19 protein-coding genes are annotated in these 25,966 nt (G+C 69.1%); 9 read left to right on the forward strand and 10 right to left on the reverse strand.

What is annotated here, in order from left to right; all coding sequences use genetic code 11:
* Positions 1–273: 273 nt before the first annotated feature.
* Entirely contained in the window at positions 274–2,283 is a 2,010-nt protein-coding gene (dnaG, locus tag EYW49_RS11120; protein ID WP_131309587.1) for a DNA primase, read from the reverse strand.
* On the opposite strand from dnaG, the gene EYW49_RS23725 reads away from it, so the two are divergent.
* A complete protein-coding gene (locus EYW49_RS23725) occupies positions 2,244–2,474 on the forward strand; it encodes a BrnA antitoxin family protein (RefSeq protein ID WP_131309589.1) in 231 nt (76 codons plus the stop codon). The two genes, dnaG and EYW49_RS23725, sit on opposite strands and share 40 nt — an antisense overlap.
* Before the next feature lie 9 nt (positions 2,475–2,483).
* On the opposite strand, the gene EYW49_RS11130 is transcribed toward EYW49_RS23725, so the two are convergent.
* Positions 2,484–4,067 (reverse strand): putative bifunctional diguanylate cyclase/phosphodiesterase, encoded by a 1,584-nt coding sequence (locus EYW49_RS11130; protein ID WP_131309591.1) that lies wholly within the window; start codon positions 4,065–4,067, stop codon positions 2,484–2,486.
* Between the two features lie 431 nt (positions 4,068–4,498).
* Positions 4,499–4,954, reverse strand: coding sequence for a GatB/YqeY domain-containing protein (locus EYW49_RS11135; RefSeq protein ID WP_131309654.1), 456 nt, complete (start codon positions 4,952–4,954; stop codon positions 4,499–4,501).
* A 291-nt stretch (positions 4,955–5,245) separates the two neighbouring features.
* Between EYW49_RS11135 and carA the strand changes: the two genes are divergently transcribed.
* A complete protein-coding gene (gene carA, locus EYW49_RS11140) occupies positions 5,246–6,475 on the forward strand; it encodes a glutamine-hydrolyzing carbamoyl-phosphate synthase small subunit (RefSeq protein WP_131309593.1) in 1,230 nt (409 codons plus the stop codon).
* 51 nt (positions 6,476–6,526) lie between these two features.
* On the opposite strand, the gene EYW49_RS11145 is transcribed toward carA, so the two are convergent.
* The 3 genes from EYW49_RS11145 to EYW49_RS11155 all read right to left on the reverse strand — a co-directional run bounded on the left by EYW49_RS11145 (position 6,527) and on the right by EYW49_RS11155 (position 11,480).
* Positions 6,527–8,398, reverse strand: coding sequence for a methyl-accepting chemotaxis protein (locus EYW49_RS11145; protein WP_165498210.1), 1,872 nt, complete (start codon positions 8,396–8,398; stop codon positions 6,527–6,529).
* A 261-nt stretch (positions 8,399–8,659) separates the two neighbouring features.
* Positions 8,660–9,619: a KPN_02809 family neutral zinc metallopeptidase gene (ypfJ, locus tag EYW49_RS11150; protein ID WP_131309597.1), complete on the reverse strand. Its 960-nt coding sequence runs from the start codon at positions 9,617–9,619 to the stop codon at positions 8,660–8,662.
* 172 nt (positions 9,620–9,791) lie between these two features.
* Positions 9,792–11,480 carry a methyl-accepting chemotaxis protein gene (locus tag EYW49_RS11155; RefSeq protein WP_165498211.1) on the reverse strand — a complete coding sequence of 563 codons (1,689 nt, stop codon included), beginning with the start codon at positions 11,478–11,480 and terminating at the stop codon, positions 9,792–9,794.
* Positions 11,481–11,752: 272 nt separating this feature from the next.
* Here EYW49_RS11155 and carB point away from each other — a divergent pair, with 272 nt between their 5' ends.
* From carB to EYW49_RS11175, 4 genes are all read left to right on the forward strand, one after another.
* Positions 11,753–15,250, forward strand: a complete 3,498-nt coding sequence (gene carB, locus EYW49_RS11160; RefSeq protein WP_131309601.1) for a carbamoyl-phosphate synthase large subunit — start codon at positions 11,753–11,755, stop codon at positions 15,248–15,250.
* A gap of 286 nt (positions 15,251–15,536) precedes the next feature.
* Positions 15,537–16,010: a transcription elongation factor GreA gene (gene greA / locus EYW49_RS11165; protein ID WP_131309603.1), complete on the forward strand. Its 474-nt coding sequence runs from the start codon at positions 15,537–15,539 to the stop codon at positions 16,008–16,010.
* A gap of 178 nt (positions 16,011–16,188) precedes the next feature.
* Positions 16,189–17,025, forward strand: coding sequence for a glycosyltransferase family 25 protein (locus EYW49_RS11170; protein ID WP_131309605.1), 837 nt, complete (start codon positions 16,189–16,191; stop codon positions 17,023–17,025).
* Positions 17,026–17,093: 68 nt separating this feature from the next.
* Complete coding sequence (locus EYW49_RS11175) at positions 17,094–17,900, forward strand: glycosyltransferase family 25 protein (protein ID WP_131309607.1); 807 nt, start codon at positions 17,094–17,096, stop codon at positions 17,898–17,900.
* A gap of 8 nt (positions 17,901–17,908) precedes the next feature.
* Here the strand turns inward: EYW49_RS11175 and EYW49_RS11180 are convergent, their stop codons facing one another.
* The 3 genes from EYW49_RS11180 to EYW49_RS11190 are packed head-to-tail and all read right to left on the reverse strand — an operon-like array spanning position 17,909 to position 21,731.
* Positions 17,909–19,882: an acyltransferase family protein gene (locus tag EYW49_RS11180; protein ID WP_131309609.1), complete on the reverse strand. Its 1,974-nt coding sequence runs from the start codon at positions 19,880–19,882 to the stop codon at positions 17,909–17,911.
* Positions 19,879–20,922 (reverse strand): ELM1/GtrOC1 family putative glycosyltransferase, encoded by a 1,044-nt coding sequence (locus EYW49_RS11185; RefSeq protein ID WP_131309611.1) that lies wholly within the window; start codon positions 20,920–20,922, stop codon positions 19,879–19,881. Before EYW49_RS11185 ends, EYW49_RS11180 begins: the two co-directional genes overlap by 4 nt.
* Positions 20,919–21,731, reverse strand: coding sequence for a glycosyl transferase (locus EYW49_RS11190; protein WP_131309613.1), 813 nt, complete (start codon positions 21,729–21,731; stop codon positions 20,919–20,921). The genes EYW49_RS11185 and EYW49_RS11190 overlap by 4 nt, the downstream gene beginning before the upstream one ends.
* 221 nt (positions 21,732–21,952) lie before the next feature.
* Here EYW49_RS11190 and EYW49_RS11195 point away from each other — a divergent pair, with 221 nt between their 5' ends.
* From EYW49_RS11195 to EYW49_RS11205, 3 genes are all read left to right on the forward strand, one after another.
* The gene (locus EYW49_RS11195; RefSeq protein WP_165498212.1) at positions 21,953–22,861 is read left to right on the forward strand and encodes a lysophospholipid acyltransferase family protein; all 909 of its coding nucleotides are present in this window, start codon (positions 21,953–21,955) and stop codon (positions 22,859–22,861) included.
* A gap of 92 nt (positions 22,862–22,953) precedes the next feature.
* A complete protein-coding gene (trxB, locus tag EYW49_RS11200; protein ID WP_131309617.1) occupies positions 22,954–23,916 on the forward strand; it encodes a thioredoxin-disulfide reductase in 963 nt (320 codons plus the stop codon).
* A gap of 57 nt (positions 23,917–23,973) precedes the next feature.
* Positions 23,974–24,864, forward strand: coding sequence for a LysR family transcriptional regulator (locus EYW49_RS11205; RefSeq protein WP_131309619.1), 891 nt, complete (start codon positions 23,974–23,976; stop codon positions 24,862–24,864).
* Between the two features lie 112 nt (positions 24,865–24,976).
* On the opposite strand, the gene EYW49_RS11210 is transcribed toward EYW49_RS11205, so the two are convergent.
* Positions 24,977–25,942 (reverse strand): alpha/beta hydrolase family protein, encoded by a 966-nt coding sequence (locus EYW49_RS11210; protein ID WP_131309621.1) that lies wholly within the window; start codon positions 25,940–25,942, stop codon positions 24,977–24,979.
* Positions 25,943–25,966: the final 24 nt, after the last annotated feature.

Raw genomic sequence — 25,966 nt, forward strand, 5'->3', positions numbered from 1 at the left:
GGTTTACGGCGCTTGTCCTAAGCTCCGATTAACTGTGTCGTGATCGCCGCGAGGGTGTCGCGCCGATCCGGGATGACGGCCTGCGGTCGATGCGCGCGTGGGTCGCGCCTCGCGAAAGGTCCTTCGATCGCGCAACTGGGACGGCGCCGATACGGGAAGGGTTCCGGAGCGTGGTTATTTAACGAGCGAATCGGTTTTCGCAAGGGTGATTCGTCGCATGATTCGCCGAGACGTGCGAATCATGCGGTTGACCCCGCGCCTCGGATCGGCCCCTCAGCCCTTGGTCGGGATGCCGCCGACCGCGATTCCGCCGGTCGCCGCCGGCCCGTGGACGGCCCGGATCTCCTTGGCCTCCTCGGCCAACTCCTGCTCCCGCCGGGCGAATTCCTCTTTGCGCCGGGCGATGTCCTTGGTCAGTTCGAGCACCCGCTCCCAGGTCCGCTGGTCGATCTCGGTGCCGACCATCTCGCCGTCGGCCTTCAGCTCGCGTTCCATCTGGCGCAGCTCGATGCGGTCGAGGAAGTGCCAGAAGCAGGTCTCCACATAGGTCTCGGGGGGGTGGAATTTCAAGACCTGGAAGCGCTCGCGCAGCCGATCGCCGCGCTGCTCGATCACCCGGCCGCTCGCATCGACCACCTCCTCGCCGTGCAGCTCCTTGAGGAGAAAGAAGAAGCGCGGGTCGATGCCCTCGTAGAAGGACGACACCGAGAGGTCGGCGACCTCGGTCGCCATGCGGTAGAGCTCGCGCTTGAAGGCCTCGTGCTGGTCCAGCGCGAAGTCGAGGCCGACGATTCGCTCGGCCGCCGCCTCGAACAGGTCGGGGAACTCGACGCACAAGCCGAGCACCACCCGCTCGAGCCCGACCAGATCGCCGCCGGGCATCGGCGGCACCTGCATCGATCCGACTTCGGGGCGGTCGCGGCCGTTGCCCTTGCCCTGCCCGAATGCGGTCTGGCCGAAGGCGCCGTTGCCGCGGCCGGCGGTGAAGGCGGCGTCGCGCCCGCGCCGTTCCGAGGTCCAGAACAGATTGGAGAGCCGCAGTCGGTAGCGCAGCTGATAGGCGCGCTGGACGCGGCCGTCGCGGATCTCGCGGACCAGATCGTCGAGCCGCTTCTCCAGCGCCGCCTTGCGCTCGGGCGTGTCGATCGGCGCCTCGCGGGTCTCGCGGTCCCACAGCACGTCGGCGAGCGGCACGGCGCGGGCGATCTCGCGCTCGAAGGCGGCGCGCCCGCCGAGCTGAATCAGTTCGTCCGGGTCCTTGCCGTCGGGCAGGAACACGAAGTTGAACGAGAAGCCGCTCTTCAGATGCGGCAGGATGCGGTCGAGCGAGCGATGCGCCGCCTTGATGCCGGCCTTGTCGCCGTCGAAACACACCAGCGGCTCGGCGGCGAAGCGCCACATCCGCTGGATCTGCTCCTCGGTGAAGGCGGTGCCGAGCGTCGCCACCACCCCGGCCATTCCCGCCTGCCACACCGCGATGGCGTCGAGATAGCCCTCGACCACCACCACCGTGCCCTGGTCATAGGCCGCGGCCTTGGCACGATGGCCGTTGAACAGGCCGAGACCCTTGTGGAACAGCTCGGTCTCGGGCGAATTCAGGTACTTCGGCTGATCGTCCGGGGCCATCGCCCGGCCGCCGAAGGCGATCACCCGGCCCTTGTCGTCCTGGATCGGGATCATCAGGCGGTTGCGGAAGCGATCATAGGACGGTCGCCCGTCCTCCGGCTGGATGATCAGGCCGGCGTCGATCATCGCCGCTTCGTCGACCCCCTTGCCCAGGAGATGGCGCTTCAGGCCGTCGCGCTCGGCCGGCGCGCAACCGATGCGGAATTCCTTGACGGTGCGCGGCTCGAGCCGTCGCCGCTCGACATAGGCCCGCGCCGCGGCGCCGGCCGACATCTTCAGCGTATCCTCATAGAACCGCGCCGCCATCTCGACCACGTCGGCGAGACTCGCCCGCTGGCGCTCGCGCGCTTCCTCGCGGGCATCCGGGCGCGGCAGCGTCACCCCGGTCTCGGCGGCCAGCCGCTCGACCGCTTCCGGGAAGGTCAGGCCTTCGGTCTCCATCAGGAAGCGGAACTGGTCGCCGTGCTTGCCCGACGAGAAGCAGTGGTAGAAGCCCTTCTGATCGTTGACGAAGAACGACGGGGTCTTCTCGGGGTTGAACGGCGACAGCCCGGCGAACTCGCGCCCCTGGCGCCGCAATTTGACGCGCCGCCCCACCACTTCCGAAACCGGAAGCCGTGCGCGGATCTCGTCGAGGATGTGCGGAGGAACCTTCATGGAGGGGGAGTATAGGGGAGGACGCGGCGCGATGCGACGCGCGAGACGCCGGTGTCCACCTCGACGACGACATCCTCGCCTTCTTTCGCGAGGCCGGGCCCGGCTACCAGAAACGCATCAACGCCGTGCTGCGCGCCTACATGACCCATGCCCGCGCGCGGACTCCGCCGGACTCCGACGTCGCCGAATGACCGTCCGCCTCAGGCTGAGCTCGGGCGCGACCCGGCACGGGGGGCGAGCAGCGCGGCGAGCTCGTCGGCCGGCACGCCGGGCGAGAACAGGAAGCCCTGGGCCTCGTCGGCGCCGAGGGCGCGCACGTGCTCGAGCTGCTCGACCCGCTCGATGCCCTCGATGGTCACCCGCTTGCCGATGCCGCGGCTGAGCCGCACCACCGCCGCGACGATCTGGGCGTCGGCCTCGTTCTCCAGCATCCGCCGGACGAAGGAGGCATCGACCTTGATTCGGTCGACCGGGATGCGCTGGAGATAGCCGAGGTTGGAATAACCGGTGCCGAAGTCGTCGAGCGACACCTTGATGCCGAGAGCGCGGATCCGCTCGAGCATCCGCACCGTCTCCTCGATGTCGTCGATCAGCAGGCTCTCGGTGATCTCCAGGGTCAGCCGTTCCGCCGCGAGCCCCGAAGCCGACAGGGCCCGCCCGAGGTCGGACAGGAACGCCCAGTTGCGGAACTGCACCGGCGAGACGTTGACCGCCACCCCGACCGAACGCGGCCACCCCGCCGCCACGCCGCAGGCCTCGTTCAGCACCCAGCGGCCGATGTCGACGATCAGCCCGGTCTCCTCGGCGATGTCGATGAACTCGATCGGCGTCACCAGCCCCCGCGACGGCGACCGCCAACGGATCAGCGCCTCGCAGCCGACCGCCCGCTCGCTGGCGATGTCGTAGATCGGCTGATAGTGCAGGACGAATTCGCCGGCCTCGAGCGCCCGCGCCAGATCGCGCTCGAGATCGGAGCGCCGTCGCATCGCGGCGTCCATCTCGTCGTCGAACCGCACCCAGCTGTTGCCGGTGCGAGCCTTGGCGACATAGAGCGCCACGTCGGCCCGCCGCAACAGTTCACGCGACGACAGATCTTCGGTGATTCGGCAGACGCCGACGCTGACGCCGATCTGAATCGCCGCATCGCCGACCATGAACGGCCGTTCGAACAGCGCCCCGACTTCGGAGGCCGGTTCGCTGTCGGGGGTCAGCGTGTCGGGCGGCACGATCATCGCGAATTCGTCGCCGCCGAGCCGATGCAGCAACCACCCGCGCCATTCGAACACCCGCCGCAATTCGCCGGCGATCTCCTTCAGCAGGGCGTCGCCGACCACGTGGCCGAGCGTGTCGTTGACGTTCTTGAACTTGTCGAGGTCGAACATCATCAGCACGCCGGCGCAGGCCGTTCCGCCGTCGAGCACGTCGAACAGGAAGGCGCGGTTGGGCAGGCCGGTGAGGTCGTCGTGGAAGGCGCGGTGGCGCATCTCGGCTTCCGCCGCGCGGCGGGCGGCGAGTTCGTCCTCGAGCGACGCCCGCGACCGACCCACCAGATAAAAGGACGCCCCCTGCACCAGCGGCGACAGAGCGATGATCCACAGGAGCGGGTTGCCGACGAACATCGCCTCGGTGGTCAGCGCGGTGACCGGCAGTCCGCGCTCGGCGAGCGAGATCATCACCCCCAACACGACGAAGCTGCCGCCGAACGCCGCACCGAACAAGAGATAGAGCCTCGGAGTGCGCAGGCGGAAGCCCAAGAAGGTTCGTTCGGATGTTCGGCCCGACATCTGTAGCCAGCTCTCCTGCCGCTAGACCCCAGAGGCGGGGGGTTTACAGTCCTCCCCGCGCTCGGTCTCACGGGATGCCACACTGGCCGGCAAACGAAAGCCTTACGTGTCGAACGTTGTAAAGAGAAGGATTTCACACAACGGCAGCTTTGAAAAGATGTCGCATTCGAATATTTACGTAAGATTGCACGATGAGGCATGGGACTTGCAGGATCTCACATAGGTATATCTATTTATTACCTAGCGTAAACTTGGACGTATTGCCGACCGTGCGCGCCGACGCCGCAACTACTGCGTTGCAGTGAGCTCCGCCGACCCACCGGAACGGGCGCTCGCCGAGACCGGCGTCGCGACGGGCGAATCGCCTCCCGTCGCACCGGTCGGCGCCGTTCGGGGCATGATCGCGGGCGCGCCCCGTCGCGGCGCGGCGTTCAGGCGGTCAGCGCCGCCTTGACCAGACCGCTGGCCTTTCCGAAGTCCATGCGTCCGGCGAAGCGCTCCTTGAGCGCCGCCATCACCCGCCCCATGTCCTTCGGGCCGGCCGCCCCGAGTTCGCCGACCAGCGCGGCGATCGCCGCCGCGGCTTCCGCCTCGTCCATCTGGCGCGGCATGAATTCGCGGATCACCGCGATCTCCTCGCGCTCCTTCGCCGCCAGTTCCGGGCGCCCGCCCTCGTCGTAGAGCCGCGCCGAATCCTCGCGGCTCTTGACCAGCTTGGCGAGCAACTCGGCAATCTCGGCGTCCGAAATGTGCTCGGCGCCGCCGGTCCGCCCGGCGATGTCCTTGTCCTTGATCGCCGCGCCGATCATCCGGAGCGTCGACAGGCGGGCCTTTTCGCCCGCCTTCATCGCCACTTTCACCGCCGCGTTCAGTTCGTCGCGCATCACACCCTCCATTTCACCGACCTGCCCCGGGCACGGTCGCCTCGTCGTCGTTCGAGGCTCGATGTCTACACCTTGCCCGTCGGCGACGCGACGCCCGCGCGAGCGCGCCGGAGCGAGGGGGCTGCCGAGCGCGGCGCCCGTGTTGACCGCGCCGGGGCCTTCCCGATATACCCCGGGCGATGAGCGGACGACGACCTTCGCGGGGTCGGACGTCGTGTGCCCGGAGATCGGTGGATCGATCCCGGGCGATCCGCGTGGCTCCCTCGAAGAGCCGACCCCCGGCGGGACGAAGACATGACCGAGACCATCGGAGCCGGCACCGTTCCGGCGAGCGACGCCTGGGCCGAGCCGAAGCCGACCGCCGTGCTGGTCCTGGCCGACGGAACCGTCATCGAGGGCGTCGGCTTCGGCGCCGTCGGCGAGGCGGTCGGCGAGGTGTGTTTCAACACCGCCATCACCGGCTACCAGGAGATCCTGAGCGATCCGTCCTACGCCGGACAGATCATCACCTTCACCTTCCCCCACGTCGGCAACATCGGCGTCAACGACGAGGACATCGAGACCGTCAACATGGCCTCGAGCTCCGGGGTGCGCGGCTGCATCCTCAAGGCGTCGATCACCGAGCCGTCGAACTGGCGCGCCGCCCGCAATCTCGACGCCTGGCTGAAGGCCCGCGGCATCGTCGGCCTGTCGGGCATCGACACCCGGGCGCTGACCGCGCTGATCCGCGAGAAGGGCATGCCCAACGCGGTGGTCGCCCACGCCCCCGACGGCGTCTTCGATCTCGACCGGCTGAAGGCCGAAGCCGCGGCCTGGCCGGGCCTCGAGGGCATGGATCTGGTGCCGATGGTCACCTGCGGCCAGTCCTTCACCTGGGACGAGACCACCTGGGCCTGGCCCGAGGGCTACGGGCACCGCGGCGCCGAGACCGCCCACGTCGTCGCCATCGATTTCGGGGTCAAGCGCAACATCCTGCGGCTGCTCGCCGACGCCGGCGCCCGCGTCACCGTGCTGCCGGCCACCGCCACCGCCGAGGAGGTGTTCGCGCTCGCGCCCGACGGCGTGTTCCTGTCGAACGGCCCCGGCGACCCGGCCGAGACCGGCAAATATGCCGTGCCGACCATCCGCGCGGTGATCGATGCCGGCCTGCCGACCTTCGGCATCTGCCTCGGCCACCAGATGCTCGGTCTGGCGCTCGGCGCCAAGACCCTGAAGATGCATCAGGGCCATCACGGCGCCAATCACCCGGTCAAGGACTTCACCACCGACAAGGTCGAGATCACCTCGATGAACCACGGCTTCGCGGTCGACCGCGACACCTTGCCGGCCGGCGTCGTCGAGACCCACGTGTCGCTGTTCGACGGCACCAACTGCGGCATCGCCGTCGAGGGCAAGCCGGTGTTCTCGGTGCAGTACCACCCCGAGGCCTCGCCCGGCCCCCGCGACAGCCACTACCTGTTCACCCGCTTCATGAACCTGATTCGGGCGCGCAAGGGTCAGCCGGCGCTGCCCGAGCGGGGCTGAAGCCCCGCAGAGCGGCGGCCGGCACGAAGCCCGCCGCCGGTCGAACGTCGATCACGCCGCCCCGAGGGTCGCGACGAAGGTGGCGACCTCGTCCTTGAGCTTGCCCGCCCGCGCGGTCAGGCTGTTGGAGAGATCCATCAGCTGGGTCGAGGCGGCGCCGGTCATCTCCGCGGCCTGACCCACCCCGGCGATGTTGTCGGTCACCATCTCGGTACCCTGCGCGGCCCGCAGCGTGTTGCCGGCGATCTCGCGCGACGCCGACCCTTGCGCCTCGACCGCCGAGGCCACCTGATCGGAGATCGCGCGGATCTGCTCGACCGTCGCGGCGATGGTGCCGATCGATCCGACGGTCCGCTCGGTCGCCGATTGGATCTCGCCGATCTTGGCGCCGATCACCTCGGTCGCCTTGGTGGTCTGATTGGCGAGCTGCTTCACTTCCGCCGCGACCACCGCGAAGCCCTTGCCGGCGTCGCCGGCCCGGGCCGCTTCGATCGTCGCGTTGAGCGCCAACAGGTTGGTCTGCGCCGCGATCGAATTGATCAGCTCGACGACCTGACCGATCGCTTCCGCCGACTGCGACAGCTCGTCGATGTTGGACTTGGTCGCCCCGGCCTCTTCGGCCGCCTGATTGGCGATCCGCGCCGCCTGCCCGACCTTGGTCGAGATGTCGTGCACCGCGGCGTTCATCGCTTCCGCCGCGGAGGCGACCGTGCGCACGTTGGCCGAGGCTTCTTCCGCCGCACCGGCCACCGTCTGGGTCTGGCGCGCCGTCTCTTCCGCGGTCGCCGACAGGCTCTGGGCGGCGACCTGCACGTCGTTGGAGGACTCGACGAAGCTGTTGGAGATCTCCGCCATCTGGAGGGCGAAGTGCTGCGCCGCCTCGTTGCGCACCCGCAGACGCGTCGCCTCTTCGGTCCGCCCGCGCTCCTGGGCGGCGCGCATCTCGGCGGCCTCGGCCAGGGCGATGCGCAGCTTCTCGAGCGACCGCGCCATCTCGCCGATCTCGTCGCGACGCTCGAGCGAAGCGATCGCCCCGTCGTAGCGGCCGGCAGCCAACTCGTCCATCGACACGTCGAGGGCCCGGATCGGCGTGCCGAGGTGCTTGGCCAGCGCCAGCGCCGTCACCACCCCGAGGATCGCCACGCCCAGGAGGACGATCAGCAGCGTCCGCACCGCGGTATTGTGGGCCTCGACGAAGGTCGTGGCGTCCATGGCGATCTCGATCGTGCCGATCACCTTGCCGGAATAGTTCTTGAGCGGCCCGGCGGCCACCGCCACGGGGCGTCCCGCGAGCTCGGTCATCACCAACTGCGACACCTGGGTCATCGCCCCGGTGTGGGTGCCGATGTCGAGCAGGCTCTTTTCCGGGAAGGTCGAAGCGATCGTCTGCAGCTTTCCGGGGGTGACCACATGCACCGCCAGATCGACGTGGATGATCTGTTTCAGATCGGCCAGCGAGTTCGCGTCGAAGGCCGAACCGACGTCGGCGATGCCGACCAGCTTGCCGTCGGCGAGCACCGGCACGGAGGCGAAGATCGAGAGGTTGTCGAGACCGGGTTCGATGCCGACCCGCGGCTGGCCGGAATCGATCACGTCGCGGACCATCAGGCGGCGGGCCGTCACGTCGTCGCCGAAGTTGGCCGGCAGATGGACCCGGGCGAAATTGGTGCCGTCGAGGTTCTGGAAGCTCATCGTGCTGAGACGCAGCCGCTCCCGGGCGTTCGCGAAGACCCCCTTCATCGCCTCGATCAGCCCGGCGCGGTCCTTGGTCACGAAGGCCTTGGCCACCCGCGGATCGTTGGCGACGATGGAGCTCGCGGCCAGCGCCCGCGCCCCGCGTTCGCCGATCGTCGCGACCACCGCCTCGTAGCGCTGGGTCAGGGCCCCTTCGATCGCCGTTTCGCTGAGCGACTTCTGTTGCAAGTACCCCGCGAGTCCCACGGCGGCGGCCGTCAGCATCAGAACGGTAATGACCGAAGCCAACAACTTCCAACGGATACTGGTCAGCCGCACGCCGGATAAGAGATTCAACGGACCCACTCCCAATCATGTGATCTTTGGGAGAGAGCCTAGTCTGCCATTCGAGAAATATCCGTTAACTCGTCTGACAGGTCGATGCTTGACCCAAGGTCATGTCGACGCGACGAGTCCTCTGCGCGCCGCGACCGGATCCTGCGCCGCCACTCACAGGTTGGGCGCCTTGAACGTGTCGCAGGACTTCATGCGACCGCTCTCGAAGCCGATCTTGAACCACCGCACCCGCTGTTCCGACGAGCCGTGGGTGAAGCTGTCGGGCACGACGTAGCCGCGCGTGGACTTCTGGATCGAATCGTCGCCGATCCGGCTGGCGGCATTGAGTGCCTGCTCGATGTCGCCCGGCTCGATGAAGTCGCGTTCCTTCTGCGCCTCGTGCGCCCACACTCCGGCGAAACAGTCGGCCTGCAGCTCGACCTTGACCGAGGCGCGGTTCTGCTCGCGTTCGCTCATCTTGGCGCGCGCCTGATTGAAGGCCGGCAGGATGCCGATCAGATCCTGCACCCGGTGACCGATCTCGTGGGCGATGACATAGGCCTGGGCGAAGTCGCCCGGCGCCTTGAAGCGCGTCTTGAGCTCGTCGTAGAAGGCGAGGTCGATGTAGACCTTGCCGTCGGCCGGGCAATAGAACGGCCCGGAGGAGCGATCGGCCTGACCGCAGCCCGACCGCGTCGACCCCGTGAACATCACCAGAGTCGGCTCGCGGTAGCGCATGCCGGCCGCCTTGGGCACCAGTTCACCCGCCTGGGCCGGCAGGATCTCGGCCCAGCGATCTTCGGTGTCGCCGAGGACCACCGCCACGAAGCGCGTCAACTGGTCGGTGCGCGCCGGGCTGCGCGGCGCGCTCCCGTGCGACGGGCCTTGGGCCATCCGCGGCTGGCCGGGGCCGACCGGCATCCCCGACAAGAGCGTCAGCGGATTGATGCCCAGCACCCAGGCGACGATCAGCATGATGACGATCGTGCCGATGCCGCCGCCGCCGAGGTTGATCGGCAGACCGCCGAAACCGCCGCCGCCGAAGCCGCCGCCCGGGCCCCCGTCGCCGCCGTCGCCACCCTCGTCGCGACGATCCTCGATGTTGCCGCTCTCCCGATGGCCGTCCCAACGCATCGCCGTGCCCCTTCGCCGCCGCCGGACGTCGCGCGCCCGAACCGCGCTCTTATACCGCGCCGAGGCAGCCACACGGAAGACGTCGTGCGGCCGCCTCGGGGGCAAGCGCCGACGGCGGCTCGAGGTTCCCCTCGCGCCGCCGTCGGTTCGATCGGATCGTCGTCGGATCGCCTCAGGCGACCTTCAGTTCGTTCATCAGCCGGTCGACCTGGGCCTTGAGCAGGTCGGTGTCGCCGCGCATCCGCCGCGCCGACTGGGCGACGTCCTGCGACTTCTCGTCGGTCGAAGCGGCGTTGCGCTTCAAGCCTTCCATCTCGGCGGCGAGCCCGCCGACCGCGGCAAGCGTGCCGGCGATCGCCCGCGAGATCTCCGACACCGCGGCGTTCTGCTGGTCGAGGGTGCCGGCGATCGAAGTCGAGATCACGCTGACCCGCTCGATGCTCTGCTCCACCGTGCCGGTCGCCGCCACCGCTTCGCGGGTCGCCGTCTGGATCACCCCGATCCGCGCCGAGATCTCGGCGGTCGCCTTGGAGGTCTGCCCGGCCAGCGCCTTGACCTCGGCGGCCACCACCGCGAAGCCGCGGCCCGCGTCGCCGGCCCGCGCCGCCTCGATGGTCGCGTTGAGCGCCAACAGATTGGTCTGGTCGGCGATCTCCTGGATCAGCGCGACGACCTTGCCGATCTCGGCGGACGCAGCGTCGAGACTGCGGATGACTTCCGTCGCCCGCGCCGTCTCGCGCACCGCACCACCGGTGAGTTCGGCGGCATGATCGACCTGACCGACGATCTCGGCGATCGACGCCGAGAGTTCTTCCGCGGCACTCGACACCGCCTGGACGTTCTCGCGCGCCGTGCGTCCGGCTTCGGCGCTGGCTTCGGCCTGGGCGCGGGTGTGGTGCGACACCGCGGTCAGGCCTTCGGCCACCGATTCGAAGCCGACGGCCGTCGCCTCGATGCCGATCGCGGTCTTCTTCACCGTGCCGTCGAAGTCGGCGGCGATGCCGGCGAGCACTTCGCGGCGACGCCGTTCGGCGTCGAGATGGCGGGCCTGCTCGGCCTCGGCCTCTTCGTGCAGACGGGTCCGCTGGAGATCGCGGAACAGCGCCACCGACCGGGCGATCACCCCGATCTCGTCGCGGCGCAGCGCGCCTTCGATCTCGGCGTCGAGATCGCCGTCGCGCAGGCGGTTCATCGAATGGGTCAGCCCGCCGAGCGGCTTGGCGATGCCACGGGTGACCACCGCCGCGACCAGGGCGATCAGCACCAGGACCGCCGCGGTGCCGATCATCAGGTCGCGCGAGCTGCGGGCGAGCGAGGCTTCGATGTCGGAGATGTGGAAGCCGGTGCCGACCATCCAGTTCCAATTGTCGACCTTGTCGGCATAGGCGAGCTTGACGCTCGGATCCTTGTCGCCCGGTTTGACCCACTCGTAGGTGTAGAGGCCGCCGCCCCGCTTGGCGATGTCGATCATGTCGCGAACGATCGGACGCCCGGAGGTGTCCTTCATCTCGATCAGGTTCTTGCCTTCGAGCTCGGGCTTCACCGGCAGCATGATGTTGTTGCCGGAGAAGTCGTAGGCGAAGAAGTAGTTGAGATCTTCCCCGAACCGCACCGGCCGAATCGCCGCCTTGGCGGCCTCCTGTGCCGCCGCGTCGGTCATCTCGCCCTTGGCGGCGCGCGCCCGGAAGCCGTCGATGATGGTCATCACCGTCTGCACTTCGTGGCGCAGCTCGGCTTCCTTCTGCGTATAGAGCGCCGTGGACAAGGAGCGATAGGCGAGGGCACCACCACCGGCGATCGAGGCCACGGCGAGGACCACGATCAGCGCGATCTTGGCGGAAATCGAATGAAGGTTGGGCATGGACGGTGGCTCTCGGCGTGATGTCGGGGTTTTTACTTGCATTCCGTTGGGTCTATTTTATCCGCCGAAGCATAAACATTCCTCTAATGCAGCCTCCTCTCCGCCATCACCTCGCCGCGCCGATCGCAGGTGGAAAACCCGCCGCCCCTTCCCCGCCGCCGCCTTTTCCCGTATAAACCGCGCCGGTCTGGACGTACTTCCGACTATCTCCTGGAACGAACCGGTGTGGTCCGCTGCGATCGGCGACCGCGCCGGCATGTTTGCGAGCACGCATGCCCAAGCGCACCGACATCGAGAGCATCCTCATCATCGGCGCCGGCCCGATCGTCATCGGTCAGGCCTGCGAATTCGATTATTCGGGAACTCAGGCCTGCAAGGCGCTGAAGGCCGAGGGCTACCGGATCGTCCTGGTGAATTCCAATCCGGCGACGATCATGACCGACCCGGAACTGGCCGACGCGACCTATATCGAGCCGATCACCCCCGAGGTCGTCGCCAAGATCATCGAAAAGGAACGCGGCGACCGTTCCAAGGGCTTCGCGCTGCTGCCCACCATGGGCGGCCAGACGGCGCTGAACTGCGCCCTGTCGCTGCGCAAGATGGGCGTGCTCGAAGAATTCGGCGTCGAGATGATCGGCGCCACCGCCGACGCCATCGACAAGGCCGAGGATCGCGAACGCTTCCGCGCCGCCATGACCAAGATCGGTCTGGAGACGCCGATGGCGCGTTTCGCCGACGCCGGCCAGTTGAAACACGCCGACAAGCTCACCCACGACGCCGAGATCGCCCGCATCCGCGCGACCGCGCCGACGCCGGCCGAGCGCGACAAGGCCCTGCGCGAGTTCGAACACACCTGGGCCAAGGGCGAGGAGGGGCGCAAGCGCCGTTACATCTCCCGCGGCCTGGTCGAGGCGATGGAAGCCCTCGACGTCATCGGCCTGCCGGCGATCATCCGCCCGTCCTTCACCATGGGCGGCACCGGCGGCGGCATCGCCTACAACCGCGACGAATTCCTCGACATCGTCGAGCGCGGCCTCGACGCCTCGCCGACCACCGAAGTGCTGATCGAAGAATCGGTGCTCGGCTGGAAGGAATACGAAATGGAAGTCGTCCGCGACAAAGCGGACAACTGCATCATCGTCTGCTCGATCGAGAACATCGATCCGATGGGTGTGCACACCGGCGATTCGATCACCATCGCGCCGGCGCTGACCCTGACCGACAAGGAATTCCAGATCATGCGCGACGCCTCGCTGGCGGTGCTGCGCGAGATCGGCGTCGAGACCGGCGGTTCCAACGTCCAGTTCGCGGTCGATCCGGCGACCGGCCGGATGATCGTCATCGAGATGAACCCGCGCGTCTCGCGCTCCTCGGCGCTGGCGTCGAAGGCCACCGGCTTCCCGATCGCCAAGGTCGCGGCGCGGCTGGCCGTCGGCTACACCCTCGACGAACTGGCCAACGACATCACCGGCGGCGCCACGCCGGCGTCCTTCGAGCCGACCATCGACTACGTCGTCACCAAGATCCCGCGCTTCGCCTTCGAGAAGTTCCCCGGCGCCGAACCGACCCTGACCACCGCCATGAAGTCGGTGGGCGAGGTCATGGCGATCGGCCGGACCTTCGCGGAGAGCCTGCAGAAGGCGCTGCGCGGCCTCGAGACCGGTCTCTCCGGCCTCAACGAGATCGAGATCCCCGGCCTCGGCCAGGGCGACGACAAGAACGCCATCCGCGCCGCCCTCGGCACGCCGACCCCCGACCGCCTGCGCTACGTCGCCCAGGCGCTGCGCTACGGCGTGACCCACGACCAGATCCACGCCTCGTGCAAGATCGACCTCTGGTACATCGAGCAGATCCAGGCGATCGTCGACGCCGAGGCCAAGGTCCGCACCCACGGCCTGCCCGGCACCGCCGGATCCTTGCGCGGCCTCAAGGCCATGGGCTTCTCCGACGCGCGTCTGGCCGAACTCGCCGGTCTCGAAGAGGCCGAGGTCAAGGCGCTGCGCGTCCGGCTCGGCGTCCGCCCGGTCTACAAGCGCATCGACACCTGCGCCGCCGAATTCGCCGCGCCGACCGCCTACATGTACTCGACCTACGAGGTTCCCTTCGCCGGCGCCCCCGCCGACGAGGCCCGGCCCACCGCGGCGACCAAGGTGGTCATCCTCGGCGGCGGCCCCAACCGCATCGGCCAGGGCATCGAGTTCGACTACTGCTGCTGTCACGCCGCCTTCGCGCTGTCCGACGCCGGCTACGAGACGATCATGGTCAACTGCAACCCGGAGACCGTGTCGACCGACTACGACACCTCCGACCGGCTGTATTTCGAACCGCTGACCGCCGAAGACGTGCTCGAGATCCTGGAGACCGAAAAGCAGAACGGCACGCTCAAGGGCGTGATCGTCCAGTTCGGCGGCCAGACCCCGCTGAAGCTCGCCGATGCGCTGGAACGCGCCGGGATCCCGATCCTCGGCACCTCGCCCGACGCCATCGACCTCGCCGAGGACCGTGACCGCTTCAAGCGCCTGCTCGACAAGCTCGGCCTGCGCCAGCCCCAGAACGGCATCGCCTACTCGATCGAACAGGCCCGCCTGGTCGCCGAGAAGCTCGGCTTCCCGCTGGTCGTGCGGCCGTCCTACGTGCTCGGCGGCCGCGCCATGGCGATCGTCCGCGAAGACGCCGGCCTCGATTCCTATCTGCACGGCACGCTGCCGGGCATGGTCCCGGCCGACGTCAAGGCGCGCTACCCCAACGACAAGACCGGCCAGATCAACATGGTGCTCGGCAAGTCGCCCTTGCTGTTCGACCGCTATCTCGCCGGCGCCATCGAAGTCGACGTCGACGCGCTGTGCGACGGCAAGGACGTCTACATCGCCGGCATCATGGAACACATCGAGGAAGCCGGCATCCACTCCGGCGACTCGGCCTGTTCGCTGCCGACCCACAGCCTCAAGCCCGAGGTGGTCGCCGAGATCGAACGCCAGACCAAGGCGCTCGCCCTGGCGCTCGACGTCGGCGGGCTGATGAACGTCCAATACGCCGTCCAGAACGACGTGGTGTTCATCCTCGAGGTCAATCCGCGCGCCTCACGCACCGTGCCCTTCGTCGCCAAGACGATCGGCGAGCCGGTCGCCAAGATCGCCGCCCGGATCATGGCCGGCGAGAGCCTCGCCTCCTTCGGGTTGCAGAAGAAGAACCTGAAGCACATCGCGGTGAAGGAGGCGGTGTTCCCCTTCGCCCGCTTCCCCGGGGTCGACACCGTGCTCGGCCCGGAGATGAAGTCGACCGGCGAGGTCATGGGCCTCGACACCGACTATGCCATCGCCTTCGCCAAGTCGCAGCTCGGCTCGGGCACGAGGGTGCCGACCTCCGGCACGCTGTTCATCTCGGTGCGCGACGACGACAAGATCCGCATCCTGCCGTCGATCCGGGCGCTGGTCGACATCGGCTTCAAGGTGATCGCCACCTCCGGCACCCAGCGCTACCTCGAGGAGCAGGGCGTTCCGGCGACCAAGATCAACAAGGTCCTGGAAGGCCGCCCGCACATCGTCGACGCCATCAAGAACGGCGGCGTGCAGCTGGTGGTCAACACCACCGAGGGCGCCCAGGCGCTCGCCGACAGCCGCTCGCTGCGCCGCGCCGCGCTGCTGCACAAGGTACCCTACTACACCACGCTGGCCGGGGCGATCGCCGCCGGCGAGGCGATCGTCGCCTATGCCGCCGGCGACCTCCAGGTGCGCCCGCTGCAATCCTATTTCACCGACGACGCCGCCTGATCGGCCCGTCGCCCGTCCATCGAATCCGCCGCCGTGCGCCCCCGCACGGCGGCGCTTTCGTCTGCGACGCGAGGTAAGCCCTGCGGCACAGTGCGGATCCAAGTTCCTCTTGCGCTCGTTCCGAACGTGGGGAAAACTCGCATCCGACCCGCTGAGGCGCGCGAAGCTTGAAGGCAGGCCGCGTCACGCGTATAATTTGCCTCCGGTATTTCGAGAGGCGGGCCCCGCAAGGGGCTCGCGCTTTCTTTTTCTGCGAGCAGATAAGAAAAGAGAAAGTCAGAATCCCATGGAGAAGATTCCGATGACGGCGGGGGGCCATGCCGCTCTCGAGGTCGAGCTGAAGATGCGTCAGCAGGTCGAGCGCCCCCGCATCATTCAGGCGATATCCGAAGCGCGCGCCCACGGCGACCTGTCGGAAAACGCCGAATATCATTCCGCCAAGGAAGCCCAGAGCCACAACGAGGGGCGCATCGCCGAGCTCGAGGACAAGCTCGGCCGGGCCGAGATCATCGACGTGTCCAAGCTCTCCGGCACCAAGATCAAGTTCGGCGCGACGGTCACTCTGATCGACGAGGACACCGAAGAAGAGAAGATGTACCAGATCGTCGGCGACATGGAGGCCGAGCCGAAGAAGGGCCGGATCTCGATCTCCTCGCCGATCGCCCGCGCTCTGATCGGCAAGACCATCGGCGACACCGTCGAGGTGATGGCCCCGGGCGGCGCCCGCTCCTACGAAGTGAAGGGCGTCCGCTTCGGCTGACGCGAAGCTCGGGCTCGAGCGGCGCCCGCCGCGCGAGATCCGGGCCGCCCTCTCTGGATTCGTCCGCTGGCGCGAGCCCGGGCGATCCGACGAGGGCGAGCCGCCGCGGGGCCCGGACCGCCCGCGCGGCCCCGGACGGCCTCCGGTTCGATGCGACCTTCTCTCGAGACTTCCCGCCATGAAGCGCTACGTCATCAATCTCGCCGCCCGCCCCGATCGCCTCGCCCACATGGAGCGCGAGTTCGGGCGCTTCGGCCTGACCTTCGAGCGCTTCGAGGCGGTCGACTGGCGAGCCCTCGAGGCCCGCGGCATCCATCTGCCGCGCAACGCCATCGGCCACATCGCCTGCAGCTATTCCCACCTCGACCTCTTGCGCCGCATCGGTGCCGGCGACGACCCCTATGTGGCGATCTTCGAGGACGACGTGCTGCTCTCCGACGATGCCGCCGCCTTCCTCGGCGACACCGACTGGATCCCGCCCGGCGCCGATCTGGTGAAGCTCGAGACCTACGCCACCATGGGCTATTTCCGCCGGCGCCCCGCCAGCACGCATGCCGGCCACACCACCCACGAGTTCCTGCACAAGCACACCGGCTCGGCCGCCTACATCGTCGCCCGCGACTTCGCCGCCGACTTCGCGCGCGATCTCGACCCGATGACCGCGCGCCACAAGATCGACGAGCTCCTGTTCTCGCCGCGCTGCTGGCCGAACCCCGCCGCCAAGGTCTACCAGCTGCGCCCGGCCATCGCCGTCCAGGAGATGGTGCTGCTGCCGGAGGCCGAACGGCAGATGCCCTCGGACATCGGCACCTTCACCAAGGAATTCGGCTGGCGTCCCGATCCGCGCCAGCAGAAGAAATACGCCGGCCCGATCGGTCGCCTGCGCATGGCCACCAAGGGCTTCCGCGACTGGCTGAAGATGCGGATGCGCTTCGTCCGCCTCGCCGGCCGCTATGCCACCGTCGCCATGTTCATGGAACTGGTCCCCTTCGGGACGCGCACCGCCCCCCGCTGAGCGCGCGCCGCGGCGCGGGCCGCCGGCCTGCGGTGCGAGTGGACGTGCCGGAAGACGGAGACCCGCCCTTGCTGTGCCTGGTCGTCAATCTCGCCGCCGCCCCGGACCGCCTCGCCCACATGGCGCGCGCCTTCGCCCGGCTCGGCCTGCCCTTCGAACGGGTCGACGGCCTGCTCGGCAGCGATCTGGTGGCGCGTTCCGGCCCCCACCCGCGCCTCGGTCCCGGCACCTATGGCTGCCTCGCCTCGCATCTCGCGGCCTGCCGGCGGATCGCCGAATCGGGCGAACCGTGGGGCGCGATCTTCGAGGACGATCTGCATTTCTCCGCCGACGCGGCGCGCTTCCTGCGTGACGCCGACTGGATCCCGGCGGGGGTCGATCTGGTCAAGCTCGAGACCTTCTCGACCGTCACCTGCCTCGCCCGCGTCGCCGCCGCCACGGTCGACGGCCACGACCTGAAGCGCCTGCTCGCCAAGCACCTCGGCGGCGGCGCCTACATCGTCTCGGCCCGGCTCGCCGTCCGCCTCGCCGCGCTCGATCCGCGAGGGATCGACGTGCCGATCGACACGCTGCTGTTCAACCCGCGCCACCTGATCGACCCGAACATGGTCACCCTGCAGATGGTCCCGGCGATCGCCATCCAGGAGTTCAAGCTCTTCACCCCCGCAGAGGTGCGGCTCGCCAGCGCCATCGAGCCCGATCGCCGCGAGCGCCGCGCCGAGCGCTATTCCGGCCTCCTCGGCCGCCTGCGCGGCGCCACCAAGTCGTCGCGCGACGCGCTGAAGCGCAAGATCCGCGAGATCCGTCAGACGATCGAACTGCGCCGCGAGGACTGGGAACGCACCACCGTCCCCTTCGGCCCGCCCGCCGATTGACGGGCGGCTCAGCGCGCCTCGCGCGCCAGGAAATCGGCGAACAGCGGCGCGATCACCCGCGAGCCGGCGCGGCTCGGGTGATCGGAATCGACGAACAGCGCCGCGCCGTCGCGGCCCCAGGCGCAACGGCCGCTGCCGCACAGCTCCAGTGCCGGATCGATGACCTCGATCTCCGGATGGCGCGCCAAGGCCGGGGCGAGCATCGCCCTGACCGGCGCCATCCGCGCCCGCCATTCCGCGGCGCTCGGCCCCTCCGGCGGGGTGCGGCCGAACAGATGCGACGCCGCGCCGACCGTCGGCACGTCGAAACCCGGTTCGGGGATCGACAGCAGCAGAGCGACCGGCCGCCCGCCGAGCGCGTCGAGCGTTCGGCCGAGTCCGGCGGTCACCGCCGCTTCGGTCTCCGCCGCCGGCACCGGGCGCCCGTCGACCGCATAGGCCGGCGGCGCGCCGCGTTCCTGCGCCGCCGCCCGGCGATCGACCAGCGAGCCCCAGCGGCCGATCACCAGCACCGTCTTCGGATCGACCTCGCGGATGCGCCCGAGCGCCCAGTCGAGGTGCTCGGCACAACGCCGCGAAGCGTCGCCGAGCCGTTCGACCCCGGCGAGCGGCGCGCAGGCCACCCGCCCCAGCCACAGACCCTTGATGCCGAGCCGCGCCGCCTGTTCGCCGATCGCCCCGGCGATCGCCCGGCCATGGGAATCGCCGAGGATCGCGAAACCGAAGCGCGGCGCCGAAGCATCGCCGAGCACGCAGGGCGGCAGATCGGCCGCCCAGTCGCGGCGGCGATGCGGACAGACGTCCTCGAGCAACGTCCGCTCCAACCCGACCTCGGCGAGCCGCCGAACCTCGGGCGACAAACGCGACGGCCAGCCGTCGGTGGCGAAGGCGACGATGCCCAGCGCCACCAGGATTGCGCTCGCCACCGCACTCACGCCGAACAGCCGGGTGCGGGCGGATAACCAGCGGCGCGAGCGGATCGGCGTCTCGACGAGATGAAGCGTCGCCGTCGACAGCACCACCACCAGTGCGAACAGCGCCGCAGCGGTCGGCGGATCGATCGGCCGGCCGGTGACGTAGAGGGTGAACACGATCGGCGGCCAGTGCCACAGATACATCGGATAGGAGATCCGCCCGACGAACACGAAGGGCCAGGTGGCGAGCAGCCGATTGGCCGGCCCGCCCTCGCCGAGCAGGATGCCGCAGGCCCCGACCACCGGCAGCAGCGCCGCCCAGCCCGGGAACGGCGTCGCCGCATCGAGCCCGAGACAGCCACCGATCAACAGCGCCAGCCCGCCGACGCTGGCGATCGCGCGGGCGCCCGGGCCGAGCTGCGGCCGGGCGAGCGCGATCAAGGCGCCGAAGCCGAGCTCCCAGAAGCGCATCGGCAGGAGGTAATAGGCCTTGTCGAAGCCGACCGCCGCCGAGGCGATGCTGGCGGCGAGCGACGCCGCGACGACCAGCGCCACGCCCCGGACCCGCGTCGCGGCCGAGACCCGGCCGAGCCCCAGGATCAGCCACGGCAGGACGATGTAGAACTGTTCCTCGACCCCCAGCGACCAGGTGTGGAGCAGCGGCTTGGTGATGCTGGTCGGATCGAAATAGCCGTCGGCGCCGAGGAACATGAAGTTCGAGGCGAACAGCGGCGCGGCGATCAGGGTGCGCGAGAAGCCGAGGAAGTCGCGCGGCATCTGGATCACCCAGGCCGCCGCGAAGGTCGCCGCCAGCACCACGATCAGCGCCGGATAGATCCGCCGGATGCGCCGCTCGTAGAAGCGCAGGAACGAGAAGCGTCCCTCGTCGGCCTCGCGCGCGATGATCCCGGTGATCAGAAAGCCGGAGATCACGAAGAACGAATCGACCCCGACATAGCCGCCGGGCATCAGGCCGGTGCCGAGATGGAACAGGATCACCACCACCACCGAGACGGCGCGCAGACCGTCGATGTCGGCGCGCCAGCCGCGATCGGCGGGCGTGCTCATGCGGGGTCCCGGCCGGAAAACAGCGCCGGCAGCCGCCCGCGGATCGCCGCGGCGATGGCGTCGCGATGGTCGAGGGCGATCGGCATCACCGCGAGCAGCGCCGCGGCGAGATCATCGGCACTGCGACCGGCGATCGGCATCACCCGCAGCGCCCCGCCCCGCTCAAGATCGCCGACGATCGCGTCGACCAGGGTCGGCACCATCCGGCGCGGCCGGAGCGCCACCACCGGCCGCTGCGCCGCCACCGCCTCCGACATCATCGACACCGAATCCTCGGTCACGACGATGGCGTCCGCGGCGAACAGCTCGGCGAGCGTGCCCGATCCCGGCCGACGCACGTCGATGAAGCGCTCGATCAAACCCTCGCGGGCCAAAGCCGCCATGCGGTCGCCGGCGCTCGCCGCGGTGCGGCGCGAATTGGTGACGATCCAGCGCACCCCGAAGCCCGTCCGCATCTCGCCGATCAGTCGGGCGATGCCCGCCCAGTCGTCGTCGTCGAAACGGTGGGAATGAGCGTCGCCGCCGAGCATCAAGGCCACCCGCGCCCCGGTGAAATCGGCGCGGGTGCGCAGCGGCCGCGGCCGCGGTAGCCGGTCGGGTTCGACCAGACACGGCACCGGGGTCAGCACCGCATTGGCCTCGTCGGCGAAGGCGGCGACCGAGACCAGCCGCAGATCGATCGCGGACGCCAGCCGCATCCCGTCGGCGAGGCCGGAATAGACGTGGGGCACGCCGAAGTGGCGGCCGAGCAGGATGCCGACCGGCACCGCCGGCCGTCCCGATCCGACGATCACGTCGGGCGGCGCGAGCGCGTCGGGATCGATGCCGTAGACCGCCTTCAGCACGCGCGGGATCCCGAACCACCGCGCCGCCGCCACCGTCCGGTTGCGCAGGAACGGCGGCGCCCAGCGCCGCGGACGGACTTCGAGCGGCACGCTCTCCGCCGGGGTGGCGCGGGCCAGCACATGGGCCACGCCCTCGGCCTGATGGCGATGGCCGGTCTTGTCGATCAGCAGGACCAGGATCCGCAGGCGGGTCACGGCTCACGCTCCTCGACCTTCGCGCCGTCCTCGCCGATCCACAGATCGCGCAGCCAGGTCGAGGCCCGTGTCGAGCGCCACAGCGAGCCGCGCCAGCCCTCGACCGCCTCCTCCATCTTCGGCGTGCCGTGGAAACACACCACGCGCGCGTCCTCGGGCAACTTGGGCTCGAGCACCAGATTGACCGGCGGCCAGCGCATCGCGTCGCGCTTGAACGAGGCGATCCAGGGACCCGGCCAATAGGCGAGGTCGCCGTGGCGCAGCGCGGTCATCGACGTGTAGTACTGCTCGGAGCCCTTGTGACGGGCGACCGACCCTTCCGGATCGGCGGCGAATTCGTCGTAGAGATAGGCGTGCCGGGCGGGATCGAACAGGAACACCGAGCCGTGGCCGCCGTCCTTGCCGCGCCGCTCATAGCGCCACTCGCGGCGCATCGCCACCTTGCCCGGCGCGAAGTCGAGGAGGTCGTCGAGCGGCCCGGTCACCACCACGTCGATGTCGAAGCCGAGCACCGGCCCGGTCATGTCGGCGAGGCCCGGGCGGAACAGCGACACCTTGCGCCACGCGCCCTTGCGCCCCTCCGCGTTCATCGCCGCGACCATCGCCGCCTCGAAGGGCTCGACCGGCAGGGGATGGACCTCGATGCCGGGCACCAGCCCTTCCGGGCGTTCGGTGAAGCACAGGAAGCGGAACGGCCGGGCGAGGTGACGCGACACGCCGCGGAACAGGCGGTTGACGTAGTCGACCGGGTACTTGTCGCCCCACTTGATACAGACCACGTTGACCGGGGACAGGTTGGCGGCCGACATTCGAGCCCTTCCCGAATTTGCGAGACATCCTGGGCGGCTTCCTATCATGCCGGATCGGAGGAGGATACTCGGCAGCCGATCGGCCACGCCGCGGCGAAATCGGCGGCGGTGGCCGCCGCGCCCTCTTCCGCTCGCGGTCGGCTTTCGCTAAGCACGGGCCCGACGCCCTGCCCTCCCGCCCCCTCGCCCCCCGGCGAGCCGGGCCGTCACGGTCCCCGGCCTTGTTGCGATTCCTTGCCCTGTTCCTGCGCCGCCACCTGCCCCGCCAGATCCGTCGGCGGGTCTCCCATCGCGTCCAATATGTCGCACTGCGCGGCGTCGAAGGGCTGCTCCTCGCCCTCGGCCTCGATCGCGCCTCGGCGCTGATGGGCGCCCTGTGGCGGACCTTCGCGCCGTTCAATCCGCGCCACGCCCGCGCCGACCGGCACATCGCCGCCGCCATGCCCGAGCTCGACGCCGCGGCGCGCCGCCGTCTGCTCGGCGACATGTGGGAGAATCTCGGCCGCACCTTCGCCGAGACGCTGCTGTTGCCGCGCCTGCTCGCCGAACCCGAGCGGGTGGTCTGCGACGTGCCGCCGGAGAGCCTGGAGAAGGCTCGCCACGGCGCGGTCTTCGTATCGCTGCACACCGGCAACTGGGAGATCGTCGCAGTCCCCCTGGTGCGCCTCGCCTTCGACGTGCGCGCCGTCTACAAGCCGCTGACCAATCCGCTGGTCGACCGCTATCTCGCCGAGCGCCGTCGCAGCCTCTACGCCGGCGGCCTGATCGCCCGCGACCGCGGCGTGGCGCTGCGCCTGCGCAGCCTCGCCCGTACCGGCTCGACCCTGGCGATCCTCTCGGATCTGCGCGATTCGACCTCGATGGACATCACCTTCTTCGGCCGGCCGGCCCGCGCCACGCCGTTTCCCGCCCTGCTCGCCCGTCGCCTCGGCCTGCCCTTGTTCGTCGGCCGCAGCATCCGCACCGGCGGCGCCCATTTCCGGGTCGACGGCCACTGGCTCGACGTCCCCCGCGGCCCCGACGCCGAGGCCGACGCCGCCGAGCTCACCCGCACCATCCACACCGTGTTCGAGGGATGGATTCGCCAATATCCCGAGCAATGGATGTGGGCGCACCGTAAATGGTTGTGAAAAGTGATGTTTTCGTTGAATGACCTCTTGGGTGCGGCGGTCGAGTTAGACTATATGAGGAGAACGTGCCGCGCCGCCCGCCGAGAGGTCCCATGTCGCATCATCATACCCGCGTCCTGATCGTCGGTTCCGGCCCCGCCGGCTACACCGCGGCGATCTATGCCGCCCGCGCCATGCTCGAACCGACGCTGATCGCCGGCATCCAGATCGGTGGCCAACTCACGGTCACCACCGAAGTCGAGAACTATCCGGGCTTCGCCGAACCGATCCAGGGTCCCTGGCTGGTCGAACAGATGCGCCTGCAGGCCGAACACTGCGGCACCAATCTCGTCTACGACACCGTGACCTCGGTCGACCTGTCGAAGCGCCCCTTCACCCTGACCTGCGACAGCGGCACGGTGTGGACCGCCGACGCCCTGATCATCGCCACCGGCGCCCAGGCGCGCTGGCTCGGGCTGGCCTCGGAAAACAGCTTCCGCGGCTACGGCGTCTCGGCCTGCGCCACCTGCGACGGCTTCTTCTACCGCGGCAAGGAAGTCGTGGTGGTCGGTGGCGGCAACAGCGCCGTCGAGGAGGCCCTCTACCTCACCCATCACGCCTCCAAGGTCACGGTGATCCACCGCCGCGAGTCGTTCCGCGCCGAGCGCATCCTGCAGAAGCGCCTGTTCGAGCATCCCAAGATCGAGGTGATCTGGAACGCCCGCGTCGTCGACGTGCTCGGCGAGACCGGCATGCCGCCGTCGGTGACCGGCGTGCGGATCCAGGACGTGCGCACCGACGCGGTCCGCGACCTCGCCTGCGACGGCGTGTTCGTGGCGATCGGCCACACCCCGGCGGTCGAACTGTTCGCCGGCGCGCTGCGGCTGAAGCCGTCCGGCTACATCTGGACCGAGCACCACTCCACCGCCACCTCGGTGCCCGGGGTCTTCGCCGCCGGCGACGTCACCGACGACGTCTTCCGGCAGGCGGTGACCGCCGCCGGCATGGGCTGCATGGCGGCCCTCGAGGCCGAGAAGTTCCTGGCCGGGATTCCGACCCACATCGCCACCGAATGATCGAACGCCGGCCGCGCCGCCTCCGCGCGCTGGCGACAGAAGACGAGGGAGAGACGCTTGGACTGGGACAAACTGCGGATATTCCACGCTGCCGCCGACGCCGGCAGCTTCACCCATGCCGGTGAATTCCTCGAGATGAGCCAGTCGGCGGTCAGCCGTCAGGTCAGCGCCCTCGAGACCGACCTCGGCGTGCCCCTGTTCCATCGTCATGCCCGCGGCCTGATCCTCACCGAACAGGGCGAGCTCCTGTTCCGCACCGCCCGCGAAGTGATGCTCAAGCTCGAACAGGCGCGCTCGCGTCTGGTCGAGACCCGCGAGAAGCCGACCGGCACGCTGCGCGTCACCACCACCGTCGGGCTCGGCACCTCGTGGCTGACCTCGCGCATCCACGAATTCGTCGAGACCTACCCGGACGTCGAGCTGGAACTGATCCTCGACGATCAGGAACTCGACCTCGCGATGCGCGAAGCCGACGTGGCGCTGCGGGTGCGCCAGCCGGTGCAGCCGGATCTGATCCAGCGCAAGCTGTTCTCGATCCACTACCACCTCTACGCCTCGTCGGCCTATCTCAAGCGCCACGGCAGCCCCGAGACCATCGAGAGCCTCGACGACCACCGCATCGTCACCTTCGGCTCGGCCGCCCCGGTGTACCTGCGCGACATGAACTGGCTGGAGACCGCCGGTCGCCCGCTCAACGCGCCGCGCCGCCCGTCGCTGAAGATCAACAGCGTCATCGCCATCAAGCGCGCGGTCCAGAAGGGCGTCGGTATAGCGCTGCTGCCGGACTATCTGATCGAGCCCGACAACGACCTCGTCCAGCTGATCCCGGAAGCCGACGTGCCGTCCTTCGACTGCTTCTTCGTCTACCCCGAAGAGATGCGCAACACCGCCCGCGTCAAGGTGTTCCGCGACTTCCTGATCTCGAAGGCGGAACGCTGGACCTATTGAGCGACGTGCGAGGCGCGCCGCTCGCCGAGCGGATGCCGCAGCGGGCGGTGCGCGTCCGCGATGGTGGCGGGCGCGGTGCGTTCGTCGCGCCCTCCGAGCGTAGGGCCCGGCGTCACTTGCAGTCGACGCGGCCGAGCGAACCAGCGTTCTCCGCCAAGGCCCGGCAGGCTCGCGACCAAGTGGGATCGTCGGCGTAGAGCGCCGAACGAAGATAGGCCCAGGTCATGCGCTGCGTGACCGCGAGGCGATCGGGATCCTCGTCGTCGGTCTCCTTCGCATCGAAGCCGGCGATCCCGCCGAGCCCGTGCTTTCCCCCGATCAGAGTCAGAAGGGCATCACTGCCCGGCCCGTGGCGATACGGATCGGCGTGCCAATCGGCACCACGAACCGTCAGATGCGGATTGACGTCGCTGTCGCCGACCACCACCAGCACCGAGGTGGTCATGTGCGCATAGTCCGGGTTCAGCGCCGAATAGGTCTTTGCGGCGAAGTCGCTGAGGCCGTCGCCATTGCCGGGGGCGGCGAGCAGCACGCCGGCCTTGATGCGCGGCTCGATCAGGTTCACGTCGCGCGCGGTGTCGTCGTTCGGATCGGTCAGCCGCGCGCCCAGCAGCATGGCGACGGTCTGCCCGCCCATCGAATGCCCGACCGCCGCAATCCGGCCGTGGTCGAGGCGGCCGGCGATCGCCGGAACCGCGGCTTCGATTTCGTCGAGCCGGTCCAGAATCAGCGTCATGTCGGCGACCCGCGAGCGCCAGAACAGGGGGCCGCCGGGGGCATCCGCCGGCAGTCCGGCCACTCTCGAATTCGCATGGGTCGGCTGGATAACGGCGAAGCCGCGCTCCGCATAGAAATTCACGATCGGTCCGTAGCCGTCCTTCGACGGAAGATAGAGCGACGGACCATGGCCGTGCGACAGCAGGACGATCGGCAGGTCGCGACCACTCACCGGCGCGGTGATCCGCAGTTCGAGCGGCAGCCCTCGACCCGGAGCGGACAGGGTGACCGGACTGATCGAGATGGTGGTGGTCGCCGCGGCGACCGGAATATGGCGCGCTGCGCCGATCAGGTTGTTCATCGATGACCCCATGGTTTCGGCTGG

Source organism: Siculibacillus lacustris, assembly GCF_004328075.1.
GTDB classification, from domain to species: domain Bacteria; phylum Pseudomonadota; class Alphaproteobacteria; order Rhizobiales; family Ancalomicrobiaceae; genus Siculibacillus; species Siculibacillus lacustris.